Origin of the sequence: Providencia sp. (assembly GCF_040396775.1) — a bacterium.
In the GTDB taxonomy this organism is placed as follows: Bacteria; Pseudomonadota; Gammaproteobacteria; order Enterobacterales; family Enterobacteriaceae; genus Providencia.
This window is the reverse complement of record NZ_JBEBNT010000020.1, coordinates 36,909-61,794: the sequence shown is the minus strand read 5'-3', so window position 1 is coordinate 61,794 and position 24,886 is coordinate 36,909. Positions and strand designations below refer to the sequence as shown.

General features: G+C 41.7%; 22 protein-coding genes. 4 read left to right on the top strand and 18 right to left on the bottom strand.

Translation table 11 applies throughout. The features are described from left to right. Together ubiD and pepE are read right to left on the bottom strand one after the other, a co-directional pair. On the bottom strand, positions 1-1,473 hold the full coding sequence (gene ubiD / locus ABWP91_RS17145) for a 4-hydroxy-3-polyprenylbenzoate decarboxylase (RefSeq protein WP_219245604.1): 1,473 nt from the start codon (positions 1,471-1,473) through the stop codon (positions 1-3). 112 nt (positions 1,474-1,585) lie between these two features. Further along, positions 1,586-2,311, bottom strand: a complete 726-nt coding sequence (gene pepE / locus ABWP91_RS17140; protein WP_353244247.1) for a dipeptidase PepE — start codon at positions 2,309-2,311, stop codon at positions 1,586-1,588. Between the two features lie 162 nt (positions 2,312-2,473). On the opposite strand from pepE, the gene rfaH reads away from it, so the two are divergent. Beyond that, entirely contained in the window at positions 2,474-2,971 is a 498-nt protein-coding gene (rfaH, locus tag ABWP91_RS17135) for a transcription/translation regulatory transformer protein RfaH (protein ID WP_353244246.1), read from the top strand. Positions 2,972-3,051: 80 nt separating this feature from the next. Here rfaH and tatC read toward each other — a convergent pair whose 3' ends face one another. From tatC to udp, 10 genes are all read right to left on the bottom strand, one after another. Continuing rightward, positions 3,052-3,822, bottom strand: a complete 771-nt coding sequence (gene tatC, locus ABWP91_RS17130; RefSeq protein WP_353244245.1) for a Sec-independent protein translocase subunit TatC — start codon at positions 3,820-3,822, stop codon at positions 3,052-3,054. Positions 3,823-3,825: 3 nt separating this feature from the next. After that, a complete protein-coding gene (gene tatB, locus ABWP91_RS17125; protein ID WP_353244244.1) occupies positions 3,826-4,386 on the bottom strand; it encodes a Sec-independent protein translocase protein TatB in 561 nt (186 codons plus the stop codon). A gap of 3 nt (positions 4,387-4,389) precedes the next feature. Beyond that, a complete protein-coding gene (gene tatA, locus ABWP91_RS17120; RefSeq protein ID WP_219245599.1) occupies positions 4,390-4,671 on the bottom strand; it encodes a twin-arginine translocase TatA/TatE family subunit in 282 nt (93 codons plus the stop codon). Positions 4,672-4,784: 113 nt separating this feature from the next. Beyond that, complete coding sequence (ubiB, locus tag ABWP91_RS17115) at positions 4,785-6,419, bottom strand: ubiquinone biosynthesis regulatory protein kinase UbiB (protein ID WP_353244243.1); 1,635 nt, start codon at positions 6,417-6,419, stop codon at positions 4,785-4,787. Next, positions 6,406-7,059: a ubiquinone biosynthesis accessory factor UbiJ gene (locus ABWP91_RS17110; protein ID WP_353244242.1), complete on the bottom strand. Its 654-nt coding sequence runs from the start codon at positions 7,057-7,059 to the stop codon at positions 6,406-6,408. Before ABWP91_RS17110 ends, ubiB begins: the two co-directional genes overlap by 14 nt. Before the next feature lies 1 nt (position 7,060). Beyond that, entirely contained in the window at positions 7,061-7,816 is a 756-nt protein-coding gene (gene ubiE, locus ABWP91_RS17105; protein WP_219245596.1) for a bifunctional demethylmenaquinone methyltransferase/2-methoxy-6-polyprenyl-1,4-benzoquinol methylase UbiE, read from the bottom strand. A gap of 74 nt (positions 7,817-7,890) precedes the next feature. Then, a complete protein-coding gene (rmuC, locus tag ABWP91_RS17100) occupies positions 7,891-9,246 on the bottom strand; it encodes a DNA recombination protein RmuC (RefSeq protein WP_353244241.1) in 1,356 nt (451 codons plus the stop codon). Between the two features lie 107 nt (positions 9,247-9,353). Then, a complete protein-coding gene (locus ABWP91_RS17095; protein WP_353244240.1) occupies positions 9,354-9,884 on the bottom strand; it encodes a DedA family protein in 531 nt (176 codons plus the stop codon). 137 nt (positions 9,885-10,021) lie between these two features. Continuing rightward, entirely contained in the window at positions 10,022-10,804 is a 783-nt protein-coding gene (locus tag ABWP91_RS17090; RefSeq protein WP_353244239.1) for a tyrosine-protein phosphatase, read from the bottom strand. 275 nt (positions 10,805-11,079) lie between these two features. After that, complete coding sequence (gene udp, locus ABWP91_RS17085; protein ID WP_353244238.1) at positions 11,080-11,838, bottom strand: uridine phosphorylase; 759 nt, start codon at positions 11,836-11,838, stop codon at positions 11,080-11,082. A 448-nt stretch (positions 11,839-12,286) separates the two neighbouring features. Here udp and ABWP91_RS17080 point away from each other — a divergent pair, with 448 nt between their 5' ends. After that, positions 12,287-12,679 (top strand): YidB family protein, encoded by a 393-nt coding sequence (locus ABWP91_RS17080; RefSeq protein ID WP_353244237.1) that lies wholly within the window; start codon positions 12,287-12,289, stop codon positions 12,677-12,679. Positions 12,680-12,897: 218 nt separating this feature from the next. Here ABWP91_RS17080 and metE read toward each other — a convergent pair whose 3' ends face one another. Further along, positions 12,898-15,177, bottom strand: coding sequence for a 5-methyltetrahydropteroyltriglutamate--homocysteine S-methyltransferase (metE, locus tag ABWP91_RS17075; RefSeq protein ID WP_353244236.1), 2,280 nt, complete (start codon positions 15,175-15,177; stop codon positions 12,898-12,900). A 108-nt stretch (positions 15,178-15,285) separates the two neighbouring features. Between metE and metR the strand changes: the two genes are divergently transcribed. Continuing rightward, complete coding sequence (metR, locus tag ABWP91_RS17070) at positions 15,286-16,242, top strand: HTH-type transcriptional regulator MetR (RefSeq protein ID WP_353244235.1); 957 nt, start codon at positions 15,286-15,288, stop codon at positions 16,240-16,242. Here the strand turns inward: metR and ABWP91_RS17065 are convergent. The 3 genes from ABWP91_RS17065 to ABWP91_RS17055 form a co-directional block, all read right to left on the bottom strand. Beyond that, complete coding sequence (locus ABWP91_RS17065) at positions 16,127-17,026, bottom strand: carboxylate/amino acid/amine transporter (RefSeq protein ID WP_353244234.1); 900 nt, start codon at positions 17,024-17,026, stop codon at positions 16,127-16,129. The genes metR and ABWP91_RS17065 overlap by 116 nt on opposite strands. A 57-nt stretch (positions 17,027-17,083) precedes the next feature. Continuing rightward, positions 17,084-18,733 (bottom strand): Na+/H+ antiporter, encoded by a 1,650-nt coding sequence (locus ABWP91_RS17060; RefSeq protein WP_353244233.1) that lies wholly within the window; start codon positions 18,731-18,733, stop codon positions 17,084-17,086. Between the two features lie 258 nt (positions 18,734-18,991). After that, the gene (locus ABWP91_RS17055) at positions 18,992-20,338 is read right to left on the bottom strand and encodes an NCS2 family permease (protein WP_353244232.1); all 1,347 of its coding nucleotides are present in this window, start codon (positions 20,336-20,338) and stop codon (positions 18,992-18,994) included. 640 nt (positions 20,339-20,978) lie between these two features. Between ABWP91_RS17055 and ABWP91_RS17050 the strand changes: the two genes are divergently transcribed. After that, positions 20,979-22,664 carry an ArnT family glycosyltransferase gene (locus tag ABWP91_RS17050; RefSeq protein WP_353244256.1) on the top strand — a complete coding sequence of 562 codons (1,686 nt, stop codon included), beginning with the start codon at positions 20,979-20,981 and terminating at the stop codon, positions 22,662-22,664. Between the two features lie 30 nt (positions 22,665-22,694). Here the strand turns inward: ABWP91_RS17050 and ABWP91_RS17045 are convergent, their stop codons facing one another. Both ABWP91_RS17045 and ABWP91_RS17040 read right to left on the bottom strand, forming a co-directional pair. Then, the gene (locus ABWP91_RS17045) at positions 22,695-23,891 is read right to left on the bottom strand and encodes an MFS transporter (RefSeq protein ID WP_353244231.1); all 1,197 of its coding nucleotides are present in this window, start codon (positions 23,889-23,891) and stop codon (positions 22,695-22,697) included. Between the two features lie 187 nt (positions 23,892-24,078). Then, the gene (locus ABWP91_RS17040; RefSeq protein ID WP_353244230.1) at positions 24,079-24,831 is read right to left on the bottom strand and encodes a sulfite exporter TauE/SafE family protein; all 753 of its coding nucleotides are present in this window, start codon (positions 24,829-24,831) and stop codon (positions 24,079-24,081) included. Positions 24,832-24,886: the final 55 nt, after the last annotated feature.

Below are 24,886 nucleotides of genomic sequence, written 5' to 3'. Positions count from 1 at the left end.
TTATTTTTCAAAAATTTTTAATTGTTCCCAAATATCATCAACGCGAGACTTAACGCTTTCGGTCATGACAATTGGGCGCCCCCATTCACGGTCTGTTTCACCTGGCCACTTGTTTGTTGCATCAAGCCCCATTTTTGAGCCTAAACCAGAGACTGGGGAAGCAAAATCAAGATAGTCAATTGGGGTATTTTCCATCATAACGGTATCGCGCGCGGGATCCATTCGTGTCGTGATCGCCCAAATCACATCTTTCCAGTCGCGCGCATTGATATCATCATCGCAAACAATAACAAATTTAGTGTACATGAATTGGCGCAGGTATGACCAGACCCCCATCATGACTCTTTTTGCATGCCCTGCATATTGCTTTTTCATTGTTACAACCGCTAAACGGTATGAGCAACCTTCAGGAGGTAGATAAAAGTCGACAATTTCTGGGAATTGCTTTTGTAAAATGGGGACTAAAACTTCATTTAATGCTTCACCAAGTACCGCAGGCTCATCAGGTGGGCGACCTGTATATGTCGAGTGATAAATAGCATCACGACGTTGAGTCACGTGAGTGACGGTGAACACGGGGAAGTTATCAATTTCGTTGTAATAACCTGTATGATCCCCATAAGGCCCTTCTGGTGCCATCTCCCCAGGTTCAATATAACCTTCAAGAATAATTTCAGCCCCCGCAGGTACTTCAAGATCATTAGAAATACACTTAACGACTTCTGTTTTATTGCCGCGCAATAAACCTGCAAAAGCGTATTCGGATAAAGTGTCAGGCACTGGAGTAACAGCACCTAAAATTGTCGCTGGGTCGGCACCTAGCGCAACAGCAACTGGGAATTTTTCCCCTGGATGAGCTTGGCACCACTCTTGGAAATCAAGTGCGCCACCACGATGGGATAACCAGCGCATAATAACTTTATTTTTACCAAGAACTTGCTGGCGGTAAATACCGAGGTTTTGACGCTCTTTGTGCGGTCCCCGAGTAACCGTAAGACCCCATGTAATTAGCGGTGCTGCATCTTCTGGCCAACAATGCATGACTGGAATTTTAGTCAAGTCGACATCTTCACCAGCCCAAATTTGTTCTTGGCAAGGCGCAGAACTTAAGCGCTTAGCTGGCATATTCAACACTTGTTTGAATTTAGGAAGCTTATCGAACAAATCGCGAAAGCCCTTCGGAGGATCGGGCTCTTTCAAAAATGCGAGCAATTTACCTACATCATGGAGGGCTTTGATATCTTCTTGCCCCATTCCCATCGCAACTCGTTTGGTTGTACCAAACAAGTTACACAGAACAGGCATATTGTAACCTTTTGGATTTTCGAACAATAAGGCCGGCCCCCCTGCTCTTAGGGTGCGATCTGCAATTTCCGTCATTTCCAAATAAGGGTCGACTTCCATTGTAATGCGTTTTAACTCGCCTTGCTTTTCCAGCTGCGCGATAAAATCTCTAAGGTCACGATATTTCATTATCTTCTTTTACTATCACAGAGGGAGTCTCATTATAAGACGTCCGGCCAAGGTTACAAGCTACTGCCTAACTCATTTAAAAATCAATCTTTTTCTGGTTTAGTATACCATTTTACTGGCAATCAAAAGGGACTAATTTTTCTAATAATAATGTATCGAATTGTTCAGGAAATGTTTTGTTGTGCTGAAATAATTTAAATCCTTCATTTTTTCCACTGAAATAATGAAGTTCATTACCTTTAATTTGCAAGCCACTACCTTCTCTAAGTGCAACAACCACTTCATGTGGGTTAATCACGCAAAACTCTTGGAGCCTTTCATCACGAGTTTCCCCCATATGCCCAGAAATGTGTGCATCAATATAATGTGGGTTAATCTGTAATGGAAAAAGCCCCAAAGATGGCATAATTACCGCGTTACTAACAGGCATATCATTGGTTGTACGAATACTTGGTGTTGCCACATTACAACCCGCACTCCAACCAATGTATGGGACACCGCGTTCTCTGACTGCGCGTTGAATCGCGACAATTAAGCCATTTTCATGCAAGCATTTGTTTAACCACCACGTATTGCCACCACTAACGAGAATACATTCAGCTTGTTCAATAGCCTCTACTGGGCTTGAAAAGTGCTCTATAGTCGTTACTTTAATACCAAGCGCTTCTGAAAGTTGCTCTGCGCGCTCATCATGAGAACCACGCAGAACAGCATATGGAACAAGAACTGCAGACTTAATATTTTTACGTGCGAGTGTTTCTTGAATACGAGGTAGGGCATAACTTAACCAAACTGGGTTTCCTGACAATTTACCATTACTCAACAAAAAGATATCCATTGTGTCTCCTACAGACTTAGGTTCTATATTACAGTTAATATAAACAGCAGCTTGATGATGTAGCTTACCGATATGAATAATATTGTGCAGAGGTTCATTAGTCACATTGTTCTGTCGTAATTTGTTATCATAAACATATTATTGTCATGTGAGAGTCAAAAAATGGAAAAATGGTACCTGCTTTATTGCAAACGAGGCCAAATTGAACGTGCGATTGAGCATCTGAATAGGCAGAGCGTACTTTGTATGACTCCCATGACTAAGATGGAAAAAATTGTTAGGGGCAAAAGAACAGCTGTGCAAGAAGCATTATTCCCTAATTACTTATTCGTAAAGTTTGATCATAACGAAATTCACACAACGACAATTCAATCCACTCGGGGCGTTAGCCATTTTATTCGTTTTGGCCAATTACCGACTGAAGTACCAGAAGAAGTTATTGAATTATTGCAGCTGGCACCGATGACTCATGCCGTTGCACCAGACCTGCCTATATCAGGGGATAAAGTCACAATTACAGATGGTATATTTGCAGGCGTTCAAGCTATCTTTGATGAGCCCAATGGAGAGTATCGCTCTATTCTTCTGTTGAATATTTTAAACAAAAGCGTCCCAAAAACACTCGAAAATACACAATTCAAAAAAACATCAGAACAGTGATTCAAGACAATAAAAAGCCCATCATCAATGGGCTTTTTATTGTCAGTAAAGAAAGGACCTAAATGCTTTTATTATTAAGCTTAAGACTCTTCTTTTTCTTCGTCTTCTTCGCCTTCTTCCTGTCGATTCCTGCCTTTGCCTACATAGAAATTAGACAGTAAAACACCTAACTCAAAGAGTAAGTACATCGGAACCGCGAGTAGCGTTTGAGATAAAACATCTGGAGGCGTTAAGAACATCCCCACGATAAATGCCCCTACAAGAATATATGGGCGCTTACGTTTAAGTGATTCAGGTGTCGTAACCCCTGTCCAGCACAGTAAAATAATGGCAATTGGAACTTCAAAAGCAGCGCCAAATGCCATAAATAGTGTCATGACAAAGCTTAAATATTTACTAATATCGGGAATAAAGTTAACGCTATCTGGCGTTGTTTTAACAAAGAAGCCAAATGCCAATGGGAAGACGACAAAATAAGCAAATGCCATTCCAAGATAAAACAAGAAACTACTTGAAACCAGCAGAGGTAACATCAACTTACGCTCGTGCTTATATAGTGCAGGTGCAATAAATGCCCAGATTTGATAAAGAATAACAGGAATCGATACAAAAACCGAAACCATCATTGTTAATTTAATCGGGGTAAAAAATGTTGATGCCACATCAGTCGCACTCATTTGCGAACCCACAGGCAGCTTATCAATCAAAGGGGCCGCAACGAGCCGATAAATATCATTTGAAAAATAAGCGAGTGCTGCAAAGACAATTAAAACTGTAATTAAACAGTTTAATAGCCGTTTGCGAAGTTCAATGAGGTGGCTAATAAGTGGTTGTGTATCATTTACAGCCATGTGTTATTTTTCACTTTCGGTTTGATTAGAGTTTTTTGCTTTAGTATCTTGCGGGTCTGTTGTTTCTAAAGCGACTGGCTCTTCAGTTTTTGCTGATTCCTCAGTTTTTACTTCCTCAACAACAGCAGCCATTTTAGCCGCATATTCTGGATCTGGATCCGATTCCTGCGCCTGTTCAGGGCTGTTTTTCGCATCTTTGACAGCGGTATCATAGCTATCAGTGATTTCTTTAGCTTTGCTTAACTCTGTTTCAATATCATTTGTTGTTGCTTGATAATCGCTTTTTAACGACTGAGCCGCTGTACGCAGTTCTTCCATAGACTGCTTTAGTTCTGGTGAAAGCGCTTCTAAGTTAGCTTTCTCCTCAACTTTTTTCAGCGTTTCTTGCAGTTCTTGCAATTTCAGCTCTTGCGATAACTCATTTTGTACATTAGCAGCCATCGAGCGCATGGCACGGATCCACCCAGCGACAGTTCGCACCGCCACTGGTAAGCGCTCGGGGCCTAAAACAACAAGACCAATTACAGCAACAAGCAACAGTTCACTAAAACCTATGTCAAACACGGTTTAACCCTGCTCTTTGTTTTTGCTCTCAACTGGGCTTTCTTTTTTCTCAGCAGCCTGTTGTTCAGTAATGTTTTTGGTCGCAAAATCAGCATCTTGCTTTTCTTGTTCTGCTTTCGCTTTTTCGTCATCACTCATTGCTTTTTTGAAGCCTTTAAGTGATTCACCTAAATCAGAACCTAAAGAACGTAATTTTTTGGTGCCGAAAATTAAAATAATAAGCAAAGCAATAATAATGAGTTGCCAAGGACTACCAAAAGCAGCCATTGCAATAGTTGATTCCATTGTTAATACCTCTATAGTTTTGGGATCAAGTGTTATTAGGTCTATTATATACAACCAACACAAAATACGGAAATGTTCACAGCCTTATAAACTTGTCGCAAAACAAAGTTTACTTAATTTTCGCCTGCTTTACACCAGCCAAACAACCAAGATAACGCGCCTGCAGCCATAAATACTGCAGAAAGGCGTGTTAAATCAGAAATAAAGAATAAACTACCACAAAGGATAAATGTAGCCCCTATTCCTAATAGATACTGTGATTTTCGTTGTTTACTACGCTGAGCTTTCAGTTGATGTGCAAGTTGCTCAATATTTGACTGCAAATATTTGTGTTGTTTCAAGGCACCGTATATTAAATCGGGCAGTTCAGGCATTTTTTCTGCCCAATAAGGCGCCTTTTCTTTCAGTGCCTGTGTAATTGCTGGTAAACCAACTTGGCTATGCACCCAATCCTCTAAAAATGGTTTTGCTGTTTTCCATAAATCCAGTTGAGGATAGAGCTGCCGGCCTAAGCCTTCTACGTACAGTAGTGTTTTTTGCAATAGTACTAACTGAGGCTGTACTTCCATATTAAAACGGCGTGCTGTGTTAAATAAATTCAGTAGTACATGACCAAAAGAAATTTCTGCGAGTGGCTTTTCAAAGATAGGCTCACATACAGTACGAATGGCAAATTCAAAATCTTCCACATTAGTATCTTGTGGAACCCAACCAGAGTCCACATGAAGCTCAGCGACTTTACGATAATCACGATTGAAAAATGCGATAAAGTTTTCAGCCAAATAACGCTTATCTTCTTTATTTAACGAGCCGACGATGCCACAGTCAATACCAATGTATAGTGGATCTTCAGGGTGTTCATAACTAACAAAAATATTCCCTGGGTGCATATCTGCATGGAAGAAGCTGTCGCGAAATACTTGAGTAAAGAAGACTTTAACACCGCGCTCAGCTAACAGTTTCATATTGGTTCCCTGCGCCTTGAGCGCAGCAATATCTGAAACTGGGATCCCATAAATGCGTTCCATTACCATGACATTTTCACGGCAATAATCAGGGTACACTTCTGGGATATACAGCATAGCGCTGTTTTCAAAGTTACGGCGCAGTTGGATGGCATTCGCCGATTCGCGCAAAAGATTCAACTCATCAATTAATGTTTTTTCGTATTCGCGAACCACTTCTTTTGGACGCAAACGGCGCCCATCTGGTAACAAAGGCACCCAATTCGCGATACGGTACATGAGCTTAATGTCCGCTTTAATAATAGGTAAAATATCAGGGCGAATAACCTTGATAACAACATCTTTACCATTTTCTTTTAAAATAGCGGTATGAACCTGAGCGATAGATGCTGAGGCAAGTGCTTGTTCATCAAAGTTATCAAACCATTGCTCAAGCGGCCCACCTAAGGACTCTTCAATATATCCACGCGCTAACTTACCATCAAAACTGGCAACCTTGTCTTGTAATAGAGAGAGTTGGTCGGCGATTGCTGGTGGGAAGAGATCACGGCGAGTTGATAACATTTGGCCAAACTTGATCCAGACAGGGCCTAACTCTTGCAACGCAAGGCGAAGTCTTTCACCTAAATCTTTATCTTTATGCTTATTTCTTATCCAAAAAAAACCTAAGCGGCCAATACGAAGTGGCAGCGTAAGTTTAATTTTGGGGATTAACTCATCTAATCCATAAGAGAGAAAAACCCGAATAATGAAGTAAAGTCGTTTTAATTCACCGGGTGTCATTCTTCTCCTCCAGCTGGCTTAGCCGTTGTTCCAGCGTACTCATTGAGTTGTCAATTTGCTCAACTTCGTCACTAAAATGTACGAGTTCAAGTTGGCTCGGCGCCATTTTCCACTCTTCAATCAGTGCGTCTTTTACATAAGTCTTTTGGCGTTTAACTAAATGAGATGCAAGACAAACGCCTTTATTTAGCAATTTACTTAGCCCTTCAGCGGCAACATCACCAATATAAGGTGATAGATAGTGAGCAGGGTTCCAAATCGCTAAATCCAACAATGAAGACCAATGTTGGACAATCTGCATATCCCCTTCAATCACGATATCACCACGATTGATGAGTTGGGATAACTGCTGCTTGTCTTTGAGCTTCACTAAAGTAAACAATGACGTTTTAATGGTGCAATCTGCCGCTTCAGTCCATTCACTCAGCACATCAACATGATTTTCAGCAAAAATCAGGGTCAGTGTTTTATTGAGCTCTTTTAGTTCAATGGACATCACTTTGCCCGCCAAGCGCATTCTTGCGGGCTGTAACACTTTTTCTTTAAACAGCATATGGTTAAGAGAGGTTTCCATCATTGCTGTTATCAAAGAATACAAAACCGTATGCTGAGTTTCGTTATTTACTGATGGTGCTTCCATCTTAGAATTTAAATCCTTTATGCAAGGCGACAATGCCACCGGTCATATTGGTATAAGAAACTTGCTCGAAACCTGCGTTTTCCATCATCCCTTTCAAGGTTTCTTGATTAGGGTGCATACGGATTGACTCGGCTAAATAGCGGTAGCTATCAGGGTCATTGACGATGGCTTGACCAATACGTGGTAAGATATGGAATGAATAGGCATCATACGCTTTATTCAGTGGCTCAATGACTGGTTTTGAGAACTCTAATACCAGTAAACGGCCACCTGGTTTTAGTACTCGAAACATTGAACGTAGTGCTTTGTCTTTATCTGTAACGTTCCGCAAGCCAAAAGAAATGGTAATACAATCAAAATGGTTATCTGGGAATGGAAGTTCTTCTGCGTTAGCTTGAACATAATTAACGTTCCCCACAATGCCAAGGTCGCGTAATTTTTCACGCCCCATTTTCAGCATGGAGTCATTAATATCTGCCAGAACGACTTCCCCTTTTTCACCGACTAAACGTGAAAATTTCGCGGTTAAGTCACCTGTTCCACCAGCGAGATCCAGTACACGCTGGTTACGGCGTACACCACTTGCTTCAATCGTGAAACGTTTCCAGATACGATGAATACCAAATGACATCAAGTCATTCATTAAGTCATATTTTGATGCTACAGAGTGAAAAACATTCGCTACTAAGCCAGCTTTGTCCTCTTTGCCGACAGTGCGGAAACCAAAATCAATGGTTTCTTTCGTTGGTTCAGTCATTTCTCTTATGCCTGCTTATAATTCAAACTTTGTAGGAAGTGTAACAGCCTTTGAGGTAAAACCCTATCAGAAGTCTACGATTCAGCACAATTAGGCGAATCTGAGCGCTCAACAAGTTGAGGCTCAATAGGTTGTTTTATCTCTACCCCAAGCTCCTTAAAACTTTCCGCTTGGCTAATTAAATTGCCTCGCCCTTGAGCAAGACGTTTCATCGCCGAATGGTAAGTATTATTCGCTTTATCAAGGCTGGAGCCTAAAACTTGCATATCATCCACAAATAAACGCAGTTTGTCGTACATTTTTGCTGCCTTATCCGCAATTTCTTGGGCATTTTGCCCTTGCCGCTCATAACGCCATATATTATTAATTGTTCGAACCGCCACTAGCAAGGTTGATGGGCAAACTAACATGATATTTTGCCTTATCCCCTCATCAAGTAACTCAGGTGCTTCTTTCAACGCTAGCAAATAGGCTGGTTCAATAGGAATGAACATTAAAACGTAATCCAACGAACGGATTCCCGGTAACTGATGATAATCCTTTCGGCTCAGCATTCGCATATGATTACGAATGGAAGCGACATGGTTTTTTAACGCTTGTTGTTGTTCATGTGGATCTTCACTATTGAAATAATGCTCGTAAGACACCAATGACATTTTCGCATCAACAACCACATCTTTACCTTCTGGGAGATGGATAATGACATCAGGTTGATAACGGCTATTATACCCCGTATTGATACTAACTTGGGTTTCAAATTCACTGCCTTCGCGCAAACCAGAAACTTCTAAGATACGAGTTAGGATAGTTTCCCCCCAATTACCCTGTATCTTGTTATCCCCTTTTAGCGCACGCGTTAGGTTAACGGCCTCTTTGGTCATCTGATTGTTGAGTTGCTGCAACTGCCTAATTTCATAGGCCAATGTATGCCTTTCTTTCGCTTCTTCGCCAAAGCTTTGTTGAACTTGTTGACGAAAACCATCTAATTGTTCACGAAAAGGCGATAACATGGCTAATAAGCTTTTTTGCTGCTGTTCTGAGGCTCGACGCTCATTTTGTTCAAAAATACGATTCGCTAAGTTTTCAAACTGAGTCGTCAAGCGCTGCTCGCTGTTCTGTAAAATGCGTTGTTTTTCTTCGTTAGCGAGTTGATTTTGCTCTAACCGAGTGATGACTTCACGTAATTCAGCCTCTTGCTCTCGATTGATATCACGTTGTGTACGAAGCTCTTGATCAAGCCTGTCATACTCCTCTTTCCACTGAGCAAGATGCACATTTTTTTCATCGCTGGCTGCAAGTTGACGGTAAGCCTGTTGCAGTTCTTGATCTTTATGCGTAATTTTTTGGGCAATAGAAAACCACGTCGCTAAACCACCGACTAAAATGCCACTCAACGCACCAATAACGGCATATAAAAGAGAGGTATCCACGATTAAATCCTTACTTTACAAAGTCTAGAGTAAGGTAATGGGATACTGTATAAGTGTCCAGAGGTAATTTCATTTACAGCCGTTTATTTGCGAGCCGCTTCGCAAGCTTAGCCTATCCAGCTCGCAAACCATTTAAGGCCTAGCGCACCCGGCGCAAGGATGCCAAATGCCCAGATCATCGCAGAAGCAATGTTAGCAAGCTGGAAATGCCGTTGTGGCATCGCACAAATCCCCGCGACCAAAGGCACAACAGCTCTTAATGGCCCAAAAAAACGTCCAAAGAAAATTCCCCAGATCCCCCAACGATCAAAAAAGCGTTGCCCTTTATCAATCATTTGCGGGTTACGGGAAATTGGCCACATCTTGCGGACATTTTCTTTGTAATGGAAACCAAACCAATAAGAAAGCCAGTCACCAAAGAAGGCGCCTAATGCAGCAGCTAGCCAAATAGGCCAGAAGACAATATTGCTTTCGCCAATCAAAGCGCCAAGCGCCAGCAAAATCACAGTTGCAGGTAAAAGGAGAGATAGAAAAGCGAGAGATTCACCAAAGGCGAGAAAGAAAATAATTGGTAACGCCCATACTTCATGTTCGCGAGTAAAGTCCGTCACAACGGTCACTATTTCATTGAGCGTCACAGCACATTCCTTTCATCAATGGTTTGATGTATTACAGTAGCGAAAAACGTATAAATCAAGATTAAACAGGATAATAAATTCAGCTGAGTTATGTAGTCATTCCTTTATTTACACAACATCAGCCAACGTAACATCAATTATTCGAGGAAGTGTTGTTGCAAATCTTCACGCTGTTTCAGCCCTAAGCCAAAATCTGCTTCCAACCATTTATCTACATTACCATACTGTTTTTCAATGCTTTTCAAGGCTGTCTGTAAAAATTCTTCACGGACAGAATACACATACTCGAACTTTTTCACGATACTTTCACTCATGGTTTTTGCGTGTTCTTCAAGTAGGTGCTTACGATAGGGTGCTAATGTTTCGTTAGTGAGTAAATAGTCTTCCATTACCGTGTCGAGGTCAGCACCTAACGCAAATAGAACCAGCGCTGAGCCGACGCCAGTGCGGTCCTTCCCGACTGCGCAGTGTTGCACAATTCCACCTTTTTCTGGTTGTTGCAGCATACTCACCAACTGATGGTATGCAGGGTTATTGAGTGGCAATAACTCATACAAACGGAACATAAAGGCTTGCGGATCAAACTGTTCCAATATCTCTGGCGTGAGTTTATCTAAGTTTGCGGTAACTTCTTTTGCTAATGGGTTTGCTGGAGCATGAACATAATGCGCCCCCTGCCACACCACATCAGGCTTAGCAATAATTTCAACTTCGTCACGATAATCAATGATTTGAAAAAGATTTTGTGACTGTAAAACAGATTCATCATCTTGAGTTAAACGGTCTAATGCACCAGAACGGAACAGCACGCTAGGCTTGATTTTATTGCCATTTGATAGCTTTTTCCCGCCTAAATCGCGGAAGTTAATACCACCTTTAAGTGGAAGGACGGAAGGGTGAAGATAAGGTGTTGTTGACATAATTATTCCTTTTGCCCACAGCACACGTTCAAGTTGCGAATAAAAAAGATACAACCCAAACGATTAAAGGGCACATAATATTGATAATTGTTTTTATGACAATAACAGATCTAGTGCCTAAGAGGATCAGGATATTTTCTGGAAATTCATTACAAATTGTTAAAAATTTGACGGGGTTATATCTAGAGTGAATAACTTAAGAACAAGACTAAGCCCGCCTATTGTCTTTCCACAACCGAGTGAATTTTTAAATAGGCGAGCCAGTAAATCATTGACTACGATAAGCGACGTGCTGCTTCAACAACAATACTTAGCACATTACCTTCTGTTTTCTTCAGTAATGTTTCATTTGGAATTTCTTGTTGTGTACGGTTAACAATCACCCCTGCAACCATACCTGCACGTAAACCTTTACTGCTTGAGCACATAGTCAGTAACGTTGCTGATTCCATTTCATAGTTCATGACGCCCATGTCTTGCCACTCTTTCATTGAGCCTCTGAAATGGCGCATAACACGACCCGTATAGGTATCATAACGTTCTTGGCCTGGGTAGAAAGTATCAGAAGAAGCTGTTACACCAACATGAACGGTTGCGCCCGCATCTTTTGCCGCAGCAAACAATGCATTAGTACAATCAAAATCAGCCACTGCTGGGTATTCAAGTGGCGCAAAGTGCTGGCTAGCACCATCTAAACGTACTGCACCTGTAGTGACTAATACATCACCCACATTAATATCTTCTTGTATTGCACCTGTTGTACCAATACGTAAGAAGGTACGGATCCCTAATTGAGCTAGCTCTTCAACTGCGATAGAGGTAGATGGACCACCAATGCCCGTTGAGCAAATAATAACGGCTTTACCGTCGAGCTCACCCCGCCAAGAAGTGTACTCACGTAATGACGCAAGGTGTACAGGGTTATCCATCAGACGTGCAATTTTTTCAACACGGTTAGGATCCCCAGGAACAATCGCTACGGTTGCACCCTGTAAGTCACTTTTCTTTAAACCTAAGTGGAAAACGTCGGACATATCAAACTCCTTTACACAATGGCATCATTGAATTAATTAGCTGCTATTAATATAGCGATAAGCACAGGTTAATTTAGTGATGAGTATCTCTTTTAATGAAAACATCATCATTTTATTTTCAATAAAATGTGATTTTAATCACATTAAATGCGCCTTACAGCCTAAGTCGGGCTAAGATGCAATCAGTATAGATGAATGTACGCGATTATCGAAAATGTATTAAAGGGAGCTTTATCTTCCCTCTTACTGATAAGTTAGCTTATAATTTTTGTGTTAATCGCGTCCATTCAAAGCATTAAATTATGTTTTTATACATTTAGTTATACACAATGGTTCATTTTCATTGACCTGAAAAATAAATTGATCAAAATAGCGACCTACAATTTTTCGAATAATGCTCCATACTATGAATGAGAGCATCAATTGGCATGTTACCTAGGAGTCAAAAATGGGGCTATTAGATCAAATGTTAGGCATGGTTGCTGGCGACAAAATGCAACAATTTCAATCTGTTATTAAGTGGATTGAAAATCAAGGTGGCCTTTCTGGTGTCGTTGATAAATTTAACGAGCAAGGCTTAGGTGGCATTATTACTTCGTGGATTAGCGAAGGAGCAAACTTACCGATTGATGGAAGCCAATTAATGCAAGTTTTTGGTAACGTTAATATCCAAGAACTCGCGCAATCAGTGGGCTTAGATACACAATCGACCTCAGATTTAGTGGCGAAATACCTGCCTCAACTGGTTGACAGTGCAACACCGAATGGCGAACTGCCTGAAAGCCTTGATCTAGCATCTATTGGTATGAATCTGTTGAAGTCAAAATTATTTGGTCAATAAGTTAACTACCCGCACACGCCAAAAGGCGGTTTTCCCTGCCTTTTCAGACTGCTGACAAACCGATTAGGTTTGGCCGCAGGTTGGATAGGTTTTGAAAATAGGCGAGGAAAATCAATTTTTTGATTTTCGGCTGATAACACAAAGCAGGAAAAAACACGCTTTTATCCTGCTTTGTCAACAACCTCAAAAGGCAGATTTCCCTGCCTTTTATTCCGTATTTAAGATGTATGCTCATTTCTTAGCAGTTTCGCAGCTTCAACCATGTTGGCTAAAGCTTGGCGCGTTTCCGTCCAACCGCGAGTTTTCAGTCCACAGTCTGGGTTGACCCATAAACGCTCAACAGGAACACGTTTTGCCGCTTTTCTGAGCAGTGCAACAATCCATTCTACATTCGGCACATTCGGTGAGTGAATATCGTACACACCCGGCCCAATTTCATTTGGGTAATCAAAATCTTCAAATGCATCCAATAAATCCATATCTGAACGAGATGTTTCAATGGTAATCACGTCTGCATCAAGTGCTGCAATCGAATCCATGATGTCATTGAACTCGCAATAACACATGTGGGTATGAATTTGCGTGTCATCTTCGGCAACTGCCGCACTCAGTTTAAAAGCATCGACAGCCCATGTTAAGTATGCCGCCCACTCATTCCTACGTAGAGGTAAGCCTTCACGTAACGCAGGTTCATCAATTTGAATGATACCAATACCCGCTTTTTGTAAATCATCCACCTCATCACGCAGCGCAAGTGCGATTTGTTTTGCAATGGTTTCACGGCTAACATCTTCACGTGGGAATGACCAACACAAGATGGTGACAGGACCCGTTAACATGCCTTTGACAGGTTTTTCCGTTAGCGATTGCGCATATTTCGCCCATTCAACGGTAATTGCCTCTGGGCGGTTAATATCGCCGATAATCACTGGGGGCTTCACACAACGCGAGCCATAGCTTTGTACCCAGCCATTTTGCGTAAACACATAGCCATCAAAGTGTTCACCGAAATATTCCACCATGTCATTACGTTCAGCTTCACCGTGCACCAACACATCGATATCCAAAATTTCTTGTTCTTTAATCGCTTGTTTGATGTGCTCGCTGATATTTGTACGGTAATTGTTTTTATCCACATTACCTTTTTTGAAGTCTAACCTTAATGTTCTAATTTCACTGGTTTGTGGGAAAGAACCGATCGTAGTCGTTGGCCATAACGGTAAGTTGAAACGTTCGCGCTGAAGCTGCGCACGTTGAGGATATGGGCTAGCACGTTCTGCATCCCCCTCACGAATTGCCGCTAAACGTTGTGCTACAGTAACATTATTCACTCGAGTTGATGTTTTACGAGCACGAATTGGAGCACTGTATGTTTCTAACGTTGCAATGTTGGCATCAGTGGGTTGATTAAGTGCTTTACTCAGCAGGGCAAGCTCCGCACATTTTTGTAATGCAAACGCAAACCAGCTTTTCACTTCCGCATCTAAACGCGTTTCATCATTCAAATCAATTGGGCTATGCAGCAGTGAACAAGAGGTTCCAACCCATACAGGACGCTGGCCTAGCAGTGGTTTTACTTGGGCAAATTTTTCACCCAGATCGGCTTTCCATACATTACGACCATTAATCACGCCTAGCGATAAAACCCAGTCAGCAGGCAGCGCTTGGTGCAGTTTTTCAATATCATCTGAACCCGCCACAGCATCAATATGTAAGCCCTGTACAGGTAACTGTTTGATGATATCTAGATGATGGCTAATCCCATCAAAATACGTGGTAAGTAGTAGCTTTGCTTGACCAGATAGCGCTTGATAGGTCGATTGGTAGGCATGTTGCCACTCAACCGGTAAATCCAGCACTAATGCAGGTTCGTCAATTTGCACCCACTCAATGCCTTTTTCAGCTAAGCGCGCCAATATTTGTTGGTAGACAGGCAGTAATTCATTCAGCAATGATAAGCGATCGAATGATTCACCTTTGACCTTTCCTAACCATAGGTAAGTAATTGGCCCCACAATGACAGGTTTAACCTTGTGCCCTAATGCAAGTGCTTCGTCAACTTCATCAAATAATTGATTCCAAGATAGGGCGAATTTTTGCCCTTTTTGGAACTCAGGCACGATGTAGTGGTAGTTCGTGTTAAACCACTTTGTCATTTCACCTGCTGGTGCGGGAGTTCCTGTTGGCGCACGGCCACGGGCAACTCTAAATAAAGTATCCAAATCAATAGAACCATCTTCGTTTTGATGGCGTGGTGGTACGTTACCTAATAACAAACTGGTTGTCAGAATTTGGTCATACCAAGCAAAATCCCCAACGGGTAATAGTTCAACACCCGCATTTTTTTGCTGTTCCCAATGACGAACACGCAATTCATGACCCACCGCTAAAAGTGCAGATTGGTCAATCTTGCCTGCCCAATAATCTTCTTGTGCTCGTTTTAGCTCTCTTTTCAGACCGACGCGTGGAAAACCAAGTGTATGATTTATAACAGACATATTGACCCCTTAAAATATTTAGCCGTCTAGATGTTTACACATCCATAATCAACAGGTACTGTATAAAGCACAAGCGCAAATATTTCATTGTCACCGTGAAGGTTTCTCATGATCGAATTAAAACATTTAAAAACATTGCAAGCGCTCAGCCAATACGGTTCATTAGCGGCAACAGCAACACACTTGCACCAAACACAATCGGCTCTGTCACATCAGTTTAGTGATTTAGAGCACCGGTTAGGCTTTCGCTTATTTGTGCGAAAAAGCCAGCCATTACGTTTTACGCCACAAGGGGAAGTGTTACTGCAATTAGCGCAGCAAGTATTGCCATTGGTCAAAGATGCCATTCGTGTCTGTAATGAACCGGGAGTTTGTGCACTGCGTATTGCAATCGAGTGCCACAGTTGTATTCAATGGCTAACACCTGCGCTACAACAGTTTAGGCAGACTTGGCCGCAAGTGAGTGTCGATTTTAAATCAGGTGTAACTTTCGACCCACAACCTGAATTGCTTTCAAGAGAGCTTGACCTTGTGATGACATCCGATATCCTGCCTGACCAAGGTATTCATTACACGCCAATGTTCGATTATGAAGTGAAACTGATTGTGGCAAGTGACCACCCGCTTGCGAAAAAACCGCAAATAGCCCCCCACGATTTAGCGGATGAAACCTTATTGCTCTACCCTGTGCAACGGGAGCGTTTTGATGTTTGGCGTCATTTTCTGCAACCCGCAGGCGTTTCACCGAACGTAAAAAATGTAGATAACACGCTGATTCTAATTCAAATGGTCGCGGCCAAAATGGGTATCGCCGCATTACCCCATTGGGCAGTCGACTCCTTTGAAAAACAAGGATTGATTAAGACTAAAACGTTGGGAAGTGGCTTGTGGAGCCGACTGTACGCTGCATGCCGTGAAGGAGAACAGCGCCAGCCAGCTATTGAGGCATTTACCGAGACCGCGACGGATCACGCTGTGGAGAACCTTTCGTATGTAAAACCCGCGAAAGTATCCAGCGCTTATGCACCCAAAGAGACGCAATTATTAGGCTCGATCCAATGGTAAAACTCAACCAATTAGGATGTTGCTGCCAAATGGCGAAATTCACTAATAGGCCAGCTGGGACCATCATGTTATTCATGATAGCAAGGGTTCCAGCATCCACTTTTGTCGCCCCATAGTTCCACATAAAATAGCCAATACCCGATGCAGCAACACCAAGCCACAGCAGTACTCCCCATTGGAGATTTGTGGTTGGCATCATGGATTTATTACCAAACAGCAACCAGCCAATAAGTGCCACTAAGGTTGCGCCCAGATAGAACCACGAGAAAGCCTGATGTTGAGGAATGGGATGTACCTCCATTAAACGCTTATACCCCACCTGCCCGATAGCAAAAAAGATATTCGCTAACTGCACGAACAAGAGCCCTAACCAGAACGATTCACTCAAATGGTCATAGCGGATAATTGCTGCCCCAATCACCGCCAGCAAAGAGCTAAATAAATACCCTTTACGCAGTGGCTGACGCTCTAATAAATCATAAATTAGCGTGACATACAGTGGCGTTAATACTGTAAATAGCAAAAATTCCGCCACCGTTAGGTATTGATAGGCATGGAAAACAAATAGGTACATGATCCCAAGCTGGCAAGCGCCCACTAACATATAAAGTGAAATCACTTTAGCGCTAAATTGACGCCAGCGTAGGAAAGGTAGAAAGACCAGTGAAGCAAGGCCAACACGGACTAACACTGAAAACCAGCTGTCGACTTGGCCTGCTAAATATTCACCAATCAAACTAAAAGACGCCGCCCAAAGCAGCGTCGTGATAACGAGTAACCACATAATGCTGTATTCTGTCTCAAACTAAAGAATGTTGAGTAGAATACTCGGTTTTTCGTTTTAATGCTCTTTTTCGATCAGCACGGCTTCTAATAAATCCAAATCGACCAATAAAGATTGCAGGGTTTCATTGCTGATTTTTTTCGTCGCACGTAAGTGATAAAGTTCACCACGTTCAGCACGCAATGCCGTCAGACGAAAACGCCGCTCAAGGTCTTCAATTTGCAAGTTATGTTCAATTTCATCTTGCCCTGCCGTACGGCGCCTTAAGTAACCTGTTACACGGGAAGCGACCTCGCTGATATCTTCTGAGTCGAGCTTTTCATCCACATCCGCAGATAAACGCTCCTCCATTTTATTCAAACTGACAATCGCTACTTCGGCCATTTTTGCTTTCGCCATGCGAATTTCGCTAGCATCCGCTTCTTTGTCACCCACTTTGAAATTACGTAGCAATAACGGCAGTGCGATCACTCCCGCAAAAATGGAGAACAAAATAACCCCAGCGGCGATAAACACAAGCTGATATCGGGCGGGGAACGGTGACCCATCCGTTAAAAATAGCGGTATAGAGAGTACACCCGCTAAGGTAATCGCCCCACGCACCCCCGCAAAAGAAGCCAGCCATAGCTCTCGCACAGTATAATTTGCAAATTGCAGCGGTTTTTTCTTTAAGAACAAGCGGCTAAACCTTTTCATCAGCCACAGCCAACAAAAACGCAGTAGTAACAAAGCAAAATAAATAATGGCAACAGCAGCAAACAGCATCCACGTTTCAACACTTGGGTCAAGATCCGCTTGGATGACAGAGGTTTGCCATATCCCCGGCAGCTGTAGCCCTAACATGATGAAAACTAAGCCATTAAATACAAACTCTAACATCGACCAGACGCTATCTGCACGCAAGCGCATTGCCAGTGGTGCATTACGGATCACGCCAGATTTAGTGATGGTCATCCCTGCAGCAACTGCGGCTAAAATACCTGAAAAACCAATGTGCTCAGCAATCATGTATGAGGCAAATGGCAGTAATAACATAAAGACAATTTGCGTTGCAGGATCATCGCCACTCCAACGACTCATTAACCGTAAAGATTTACTGTACAGCCACGTCACAACAATCCCTGCCAGCAAGCCCCCCACAGCGACTTTGAAGAATTCAATGGTTACCCCTGACGTACTGAACACCATAGTACCCATTGCAATGGCAACCGCAAATTTCAACGCAACCAGACCAGACGCATCATTCATCAATGCCTCACCTTCAAGGACACTCATCATGCGTTTAGGAATACGCCCTTTCCCCACAATGGAGGATAGTGCAACCGCATCCGTTGGGGAGAGTACCGCAGCAAGGGCAAATGCGGCAATGAGTGGAATACCTGGCATTAACCAATAAATTAGGTAGCCGATACCAATAACGGTAACCAATACCAAAACCAGTACGAGAATAAAAATTTCTCGCCCATTTTGGAAAAACTCACGAGTTGGTGTCTTCCAGCCATCAACAAACAGCAAAGGCGGGATCAACAGAACCATAAACAGCTCAGGGTCAAACGTGACATGCAAGCCAAATTGTGGCCAAGCCAACAACGCACCAATAGCGATTTGAATAAGCGGAAGCGGAATATGGATAGGAAGAATTTTAGCAGCAACCCCTGAAACAGAGACGGCTAAAATCAAAATAAGAATAGTAAAGAAAATTTCCATGTTGCCCTTACTGATTAACCTGACGACCAGAACTCAAAATTGCCTGCCGCCGCATAGTAAGAGATAGCACCGTCCAGACCTCGATTATGACAATCAAGCAGCTACGAGTGGAAAAACAGTCCATCCACTTAACTCACCGCCCTATATCTATTCTATCCCTAGCTACCGTTCTATGGGAAAAAAATTTATACATTGCGATTAATCGAAATAATGCGTTACAAGGCGGTAACAACCCCCGCCTTGCAAATAGAATTAACTTTAGATTGCTAAGTCAGCAGCATAAAATGCCACCAAAAGTACCGCAATCACAACAGTTCCGATATTCAGTTTACGCCATTCACCTGCGCAAATACGGCCAATCACTAACGCAGCAAAGCCAAGCATAATACCTGTTACGATATTGCACGTCAGGACGATAAACACTGCACACAACAGGCCAGACATCGAATCAACAAAGTCATCAAAGTCTAGTTTTGAAACGTTACTTAACATTAACAAACCAACGTACATCAGTGCTGGTGCTGTCGCATAAGCTGGTACGAGGTATGACAATGGGGATAAGAATAGGATTAACAAGAATAAAACACCGACAACAACAGCGGTTAAGCCTGTTCGACCACCTGCGGCGGTACCGGCAGCGGACTCAATATAAACCGCCGCGGGTGAAGCACCAATTGCACCTGCAAAAATGCTGCTTACGGAGTCAGCGGTTAATGCTTTTCCACCATCAATGATTTGGCCATCTTTGTCTAATAGATTAGCTTGCCCAGCCACTGCACGGATAGTACCCGTCGCATCAAATACCGCGGTCATTACCAATGCCAATAAACTTGGTAATACCATTGGTTGTAACGCCCCCATGATATCCATGTTGAACACCAAGGAAAGACCATCATCACCCAATGATGGTAATTTAAATAGGCCTTGATATTTCACCGCGGGGTCGAAAATCAAACCAATGATTGAAATCGCAATAATTACTAATAACACGCCACCTGGTACACGGCGTTTTTCCAATCCGAAAATAACAGCAAGACCTGCTAGAGACATTAATACAGGGAAGGAGGTAAATTCACCTAAAGCAACCGGTAGGCCTGCATTTGGATTTTTAATTACTAAACCGACCCCATTTGCCGCGATTAATAATAAAAATAAACCAATACCAATCCCTGTACCATGAGCAATCCCCATTGGCATATTACGTAAAATCCAACTACGAATACCTGTTACAGAAATAATGGTAAACAAGCACCCCATGAGAAATACTGCGCCTAACGCAACAGGGATACTAATTTGCTGGCCTAATACCAAGCTGAAAGCGGTAAATGCGGTGAGTGAAATCGCACAACCAATGGCCATCGGTAAATTTGCCCATAGACCCATTAATAACGAGCCGAAACCTGCCACTAAGCAAGTCGCAATAAACACAGCAGTAGGCGGGAAACCAGCTTGCCCCAACATACCAGGCACAACAATAACAGAGTAAACCATCGCTAAGAATGTGGTTAACCCTGCGATGATTTCACGGCGAACAGAAGAGCCGCGAGCTGTGATCTTAAAAAATGAATCCAATTTGCAGTTGGATGAAGCCTGTTGGCCTGACATGGTGTACCTCTGCTGTTAATGGTAAACGGACATTCTAAAAACCAATAAGTCTATATGCCCATCTTATTGGCTCATCATACATCCGCTGACGTAAACGATTACGTTTTTATAAAAGCTAAATTGACTGAGAAAAAAACCCAATCAAAACAATGGCGCAATCGTTTGGCTTAAAAATAAGAATAAGGCGTATTGTGAGGAGAGCAATTATCGTTCGAAAGCAGGTAAATGATCAAGTGTTTTTAGTTTTTTTGTCTACATTCACCCCATTTTCCACCACAAAAAATAGAATAAAGCCTCCACTGATAAAGAGCGTTCTGTTAATTATGCTTATTATTTATCACCCTTTATTAAAAATAAAACCAGGTAAAAACAACTAATTCATTTTCATATAGACTTTGTTTAGGCCACGCGATTATTTTCTTTGGTACAATCACTGAATATTTGCTTACAAAACGTTTAGCTAACTCATTATTATTTCATGGTAAAATAGTTTAAACATGCGTTATCAAATAATATTTTTTTAACAGAATATATATATCTGTTACTCCGTAAATATTATTTTTTAATATATAAACTGAATTATTATTTACCATGTTTACTATTTTATTTTTATCACAACGAATTAAAGTCTTAAATGAATATGCCAAATAGAAATACACCATTCATCACGTTGCAACGGGGTGTTTTACTGCTTTTTATCGGTTTTCTTGCCCTATATTTACTCCCCGGTATTTATAGCCACAGCCCATGGAAACAAGATGAAAATTACAGTTTTGGTATTATTCAAACCATGTATGAAACGGGGCAGTGGCTCGTCCCAACCAACGCGGGTGAGCCTTTTATGGAAAAACCTCCGCTGTATTATTGGGTTGCCACACTAACATCCCATTTATTTTCAGGGTTTATGCCCCTTTATGATGCTGCACGAACCGCCAGTCTGTTTTTTTCGGTGGTTAATTTTTCATTTTTTATTCTTTTGGCTCGTCGCTTTTTTATCGCAAAAGATTTTACTGATACTCGTATTTGGATTGCATTTGCACTGTATGCTTGTGCGCCGGGGATCATCCGCCATAGCCATGATATGTTTACTGATGTCGCCCTAATAGCAGGTGCAACTATCGGGCTTTATGGGTTATTAGGCTTGATTCAACAACAAAAAATGGGAACGTCTGCTGTTTGGCTTTGCGTAGGCACCATTGTAACGATGCTCTCAAAAGGCGTCTTTATTCCTGGTGTTCTGTGGATTTGTCTATTGTTAGCCCCTGTATTTTTAGCCCAATGTCGTACAAAACAATTTTGGCTCTACAGTGTTGCTGCTGGCTTAGTCGCCCTTCTTGCTATTCTCCCTTGGCCAATTCTGCTTTACTTGCAGCACCCAGATTTATTTATAGTTTGGTTTTGGGAAAATAATGTCGGGCGTTTTTTTGGCTTTTCTGTTGAAAAACTAGGTGCAAAAGCGAATTTAACACGAATTCCCGCAGCCGTTTCATTGTTTGCATTGCCATCAGGTTTATTATCCGTGGCCTACTTCTTACGCCACCCAATCAAACGCTTAATGAATACCAACACCTACTTACTGGTATTATTTCCACTCTTAGGTATCGTATTTTTGCAAATTTCGGCCTCAGGTCGAGCATTATACCTTCTTCCTTTTATTGCACCGATGGCCATTATTGGCACACCTGTACTGTTGACCATTCCTGAAAAAATCGTAAATGGGGTTTCGCGCTTCTGTGCGGTATTTTGGTCATTATTGGTCGTGTTTTTGTGGGTCAGCTATTTCATTGTACTAACGGGCCACCATCAAGAATACTTAACACTGTTTAGCCGCTGGCTTCCTATGAGTTACCAAATGCCTTTTTCCGCTATCACTTTTTTCTGCGGGGTATTTATTACACTCGTTTGGTTCTTACGTAACCGAATCATTCCAAACCTTTCCCCTGCTTTTCAAATGATGAAAAACTGGGTGCTTGGCCTCTGCACCGTTTGGGGCGTGATCTTAACGTTATTTTTGGGTTGGATTGATTACACAAAAGGTTTCGAAGGGGTCTTTGTCGATTTAGAACAACATTTAGCAGGGCAATATACAGCAAATGATTGCATGGCATCCGATAACATTGGGGAATCTGAAGCACCAATGCTTTACTACTACACAAAAGTTTTGCACCAAAGGCAAGATAGGTTCGAAAAACCGGAGCACTGCCGCTGGTTAATTGTGTTATCAAAAGAGGTACAGCCTGCCCCACAAGGTATGACACTGTTTTGGCATAGCCATAGGCCAGATGAATACCGTGAAAACTTAGTGGTTTATAAAATCACAGAATAGACTAGAGCGGGTGCACACACCCGCTAAAAGCTAATATGTTGTTTGCTCAGCAACTTGAGCACTGTATTTCTCACGGGTAAACCACAAGAAAATAGCCGCGGACAAAATCAGTAAAATAGGTAAGCCTGACGGTGAAATTGATGTCGCCACCCCAGCGAGTAGAGGGCCGGATAGGTTACCAATCCCCCATAGCATCGCTGCTGCCGCATTCGCAATAATTAGCTCATTCGCTTTAAAATATTGGCCAATTTGCACCAATGCAATGGTATAAATTGCACCTGCCGTTGCACCCAACACAAACAATAATACCCAGATTAAATAAGGCTGAGTGATGGTGAATGGCAGTAAAATACTGGCAGCCAATGTTACTACACCACAAATTCGATAGAGTTTCTCTCGATTCATATGGTCGGCAAGCCAACCAAAAGGCAGTTGCATGATTGCATCACCCGCTAAAATCGCGCTGATCATCAGTGCAGCCACCGCTTCAGTGTGCCCCATCCCCATTCCATAGATAGGGAACATGGATAAAATTGTGCCATCAAAAAAGGCGAAAAATAAAATCCCCCCACAAATTCCCGGTGCAACTTTCACAAATTGGATAATGGAAAAATTTGATTTTTCTGCTGTGGCTGCGATACGGTCACCCACTTTTTGATCCATTAAGATAAATAACACAACTGAAATCAGGTGGATCAGGGTACAAATAAGCAAAGGGGATTTATCTTCTACACCATAATAAGCAATAAAAGAAGGTCCAAGTAACTGGCTCACCGTAAATACTGTGGTATAAATCGCTAAAATTCGCCCTCGCTTATTTTCAGGTGATAGCTCATTAATCCATGTTTCACCTAAGCAAATCATGACACCACTGGCAAGCCCGGTTATCAGCCGTAAAGGAAATAATAACCAAAGAGGCAGTGAGCTTAATAACGGTAATAAACTAATACCTGAAATAATGGTGGCAATTAACATCGCCTTGCGCTTGCCTGACCATTGCACAATACGTTGTACAACAGGAGCAATTAAAAACATCCCTAAAGCTGGTGCCGCGGAAATGATACCGATTGTGAGCTCATTAACACCATAATTGTTTAATCTCAATGCCACCATTGGAATACTTAGCCCAATGACGATACCGATAACGGCAATACTGGTAGTAATGGTAAAAATAGCAAATGAAGGGGAATGTCGAAAATTGTGTAAACACTGATTATCAGAGCTCATTTTAGTATTAATCTGAATCCTTAATTAAAGAATTAGATTTTAACTCCATAAAATTAATTATTAACAATATAAAAAACCGCCGCATTATTAATAAACCTAATAATGCCAGCGGTGATTGTAGCATGCCGCCTATATTCTGCTATTTATCTTTATAAAATAAATCTTCGTCTTTACGCAAATTTTATAATTAAAGAACAAAGAAATATCGATATAATAAGACAATACCTGAAACTAAAATAACGAGATTAATAATTTTCAAAAAGGCTTCGCGGGAAATTTTTAATGTAATATGCCTTCCCACCCAAGTTCCAAGTAACATTGCAGGGCTAAATGCTAATGCAATCAATAAAATATCAAGATTAAGATACACCCCCATAACGAGAAAGATCACCACGCGAGTTAGTGTACTAAAGCCAATTAACGTCATTTGGGTAATACGAAAACGCTGTTTATCTTCAATACGGCTTGATAAATACATTGCATAAATAAAACCACCACTACCAAATAATGCGCTAAAAACGCCCCCTATCAGGCTAAAGGGCACAACTAGTGCTTTTGAAAAGGGTTTTTGGGCTTTTTTTGAAAAAAAAGCATTCAATACGTAACCAATAACAAAAACCCCTAATAATAAAACTAAAATATCCGGCCGTGTTTTTAATAAAATGGCAGCGCCAATTAAGCTTCCCACTACCATGAGTGGAATTATCCATTTTATTTCCTGATAATCCGCGTTTTTTCCATCTTTAAATAAATTTAATACAGCAGCTGTTAAGTCAATTAAAGCCAAAATAGGAACAATCATATTCAATGGCAAATACATTGCTAGTACAGGCGTAGCAATGAGTGCAGAGCCGAACCCCGCCATTCCAAAAACAATATAAGCAAACAACAATGTCGCAAAACAAATCGCCATTTCTGGTGAGAATAATTCAAACGGCATAGCACTGAACTCCGAAAGTTTTTAACACTCAAACTATAGTTACTATCAAATTTAT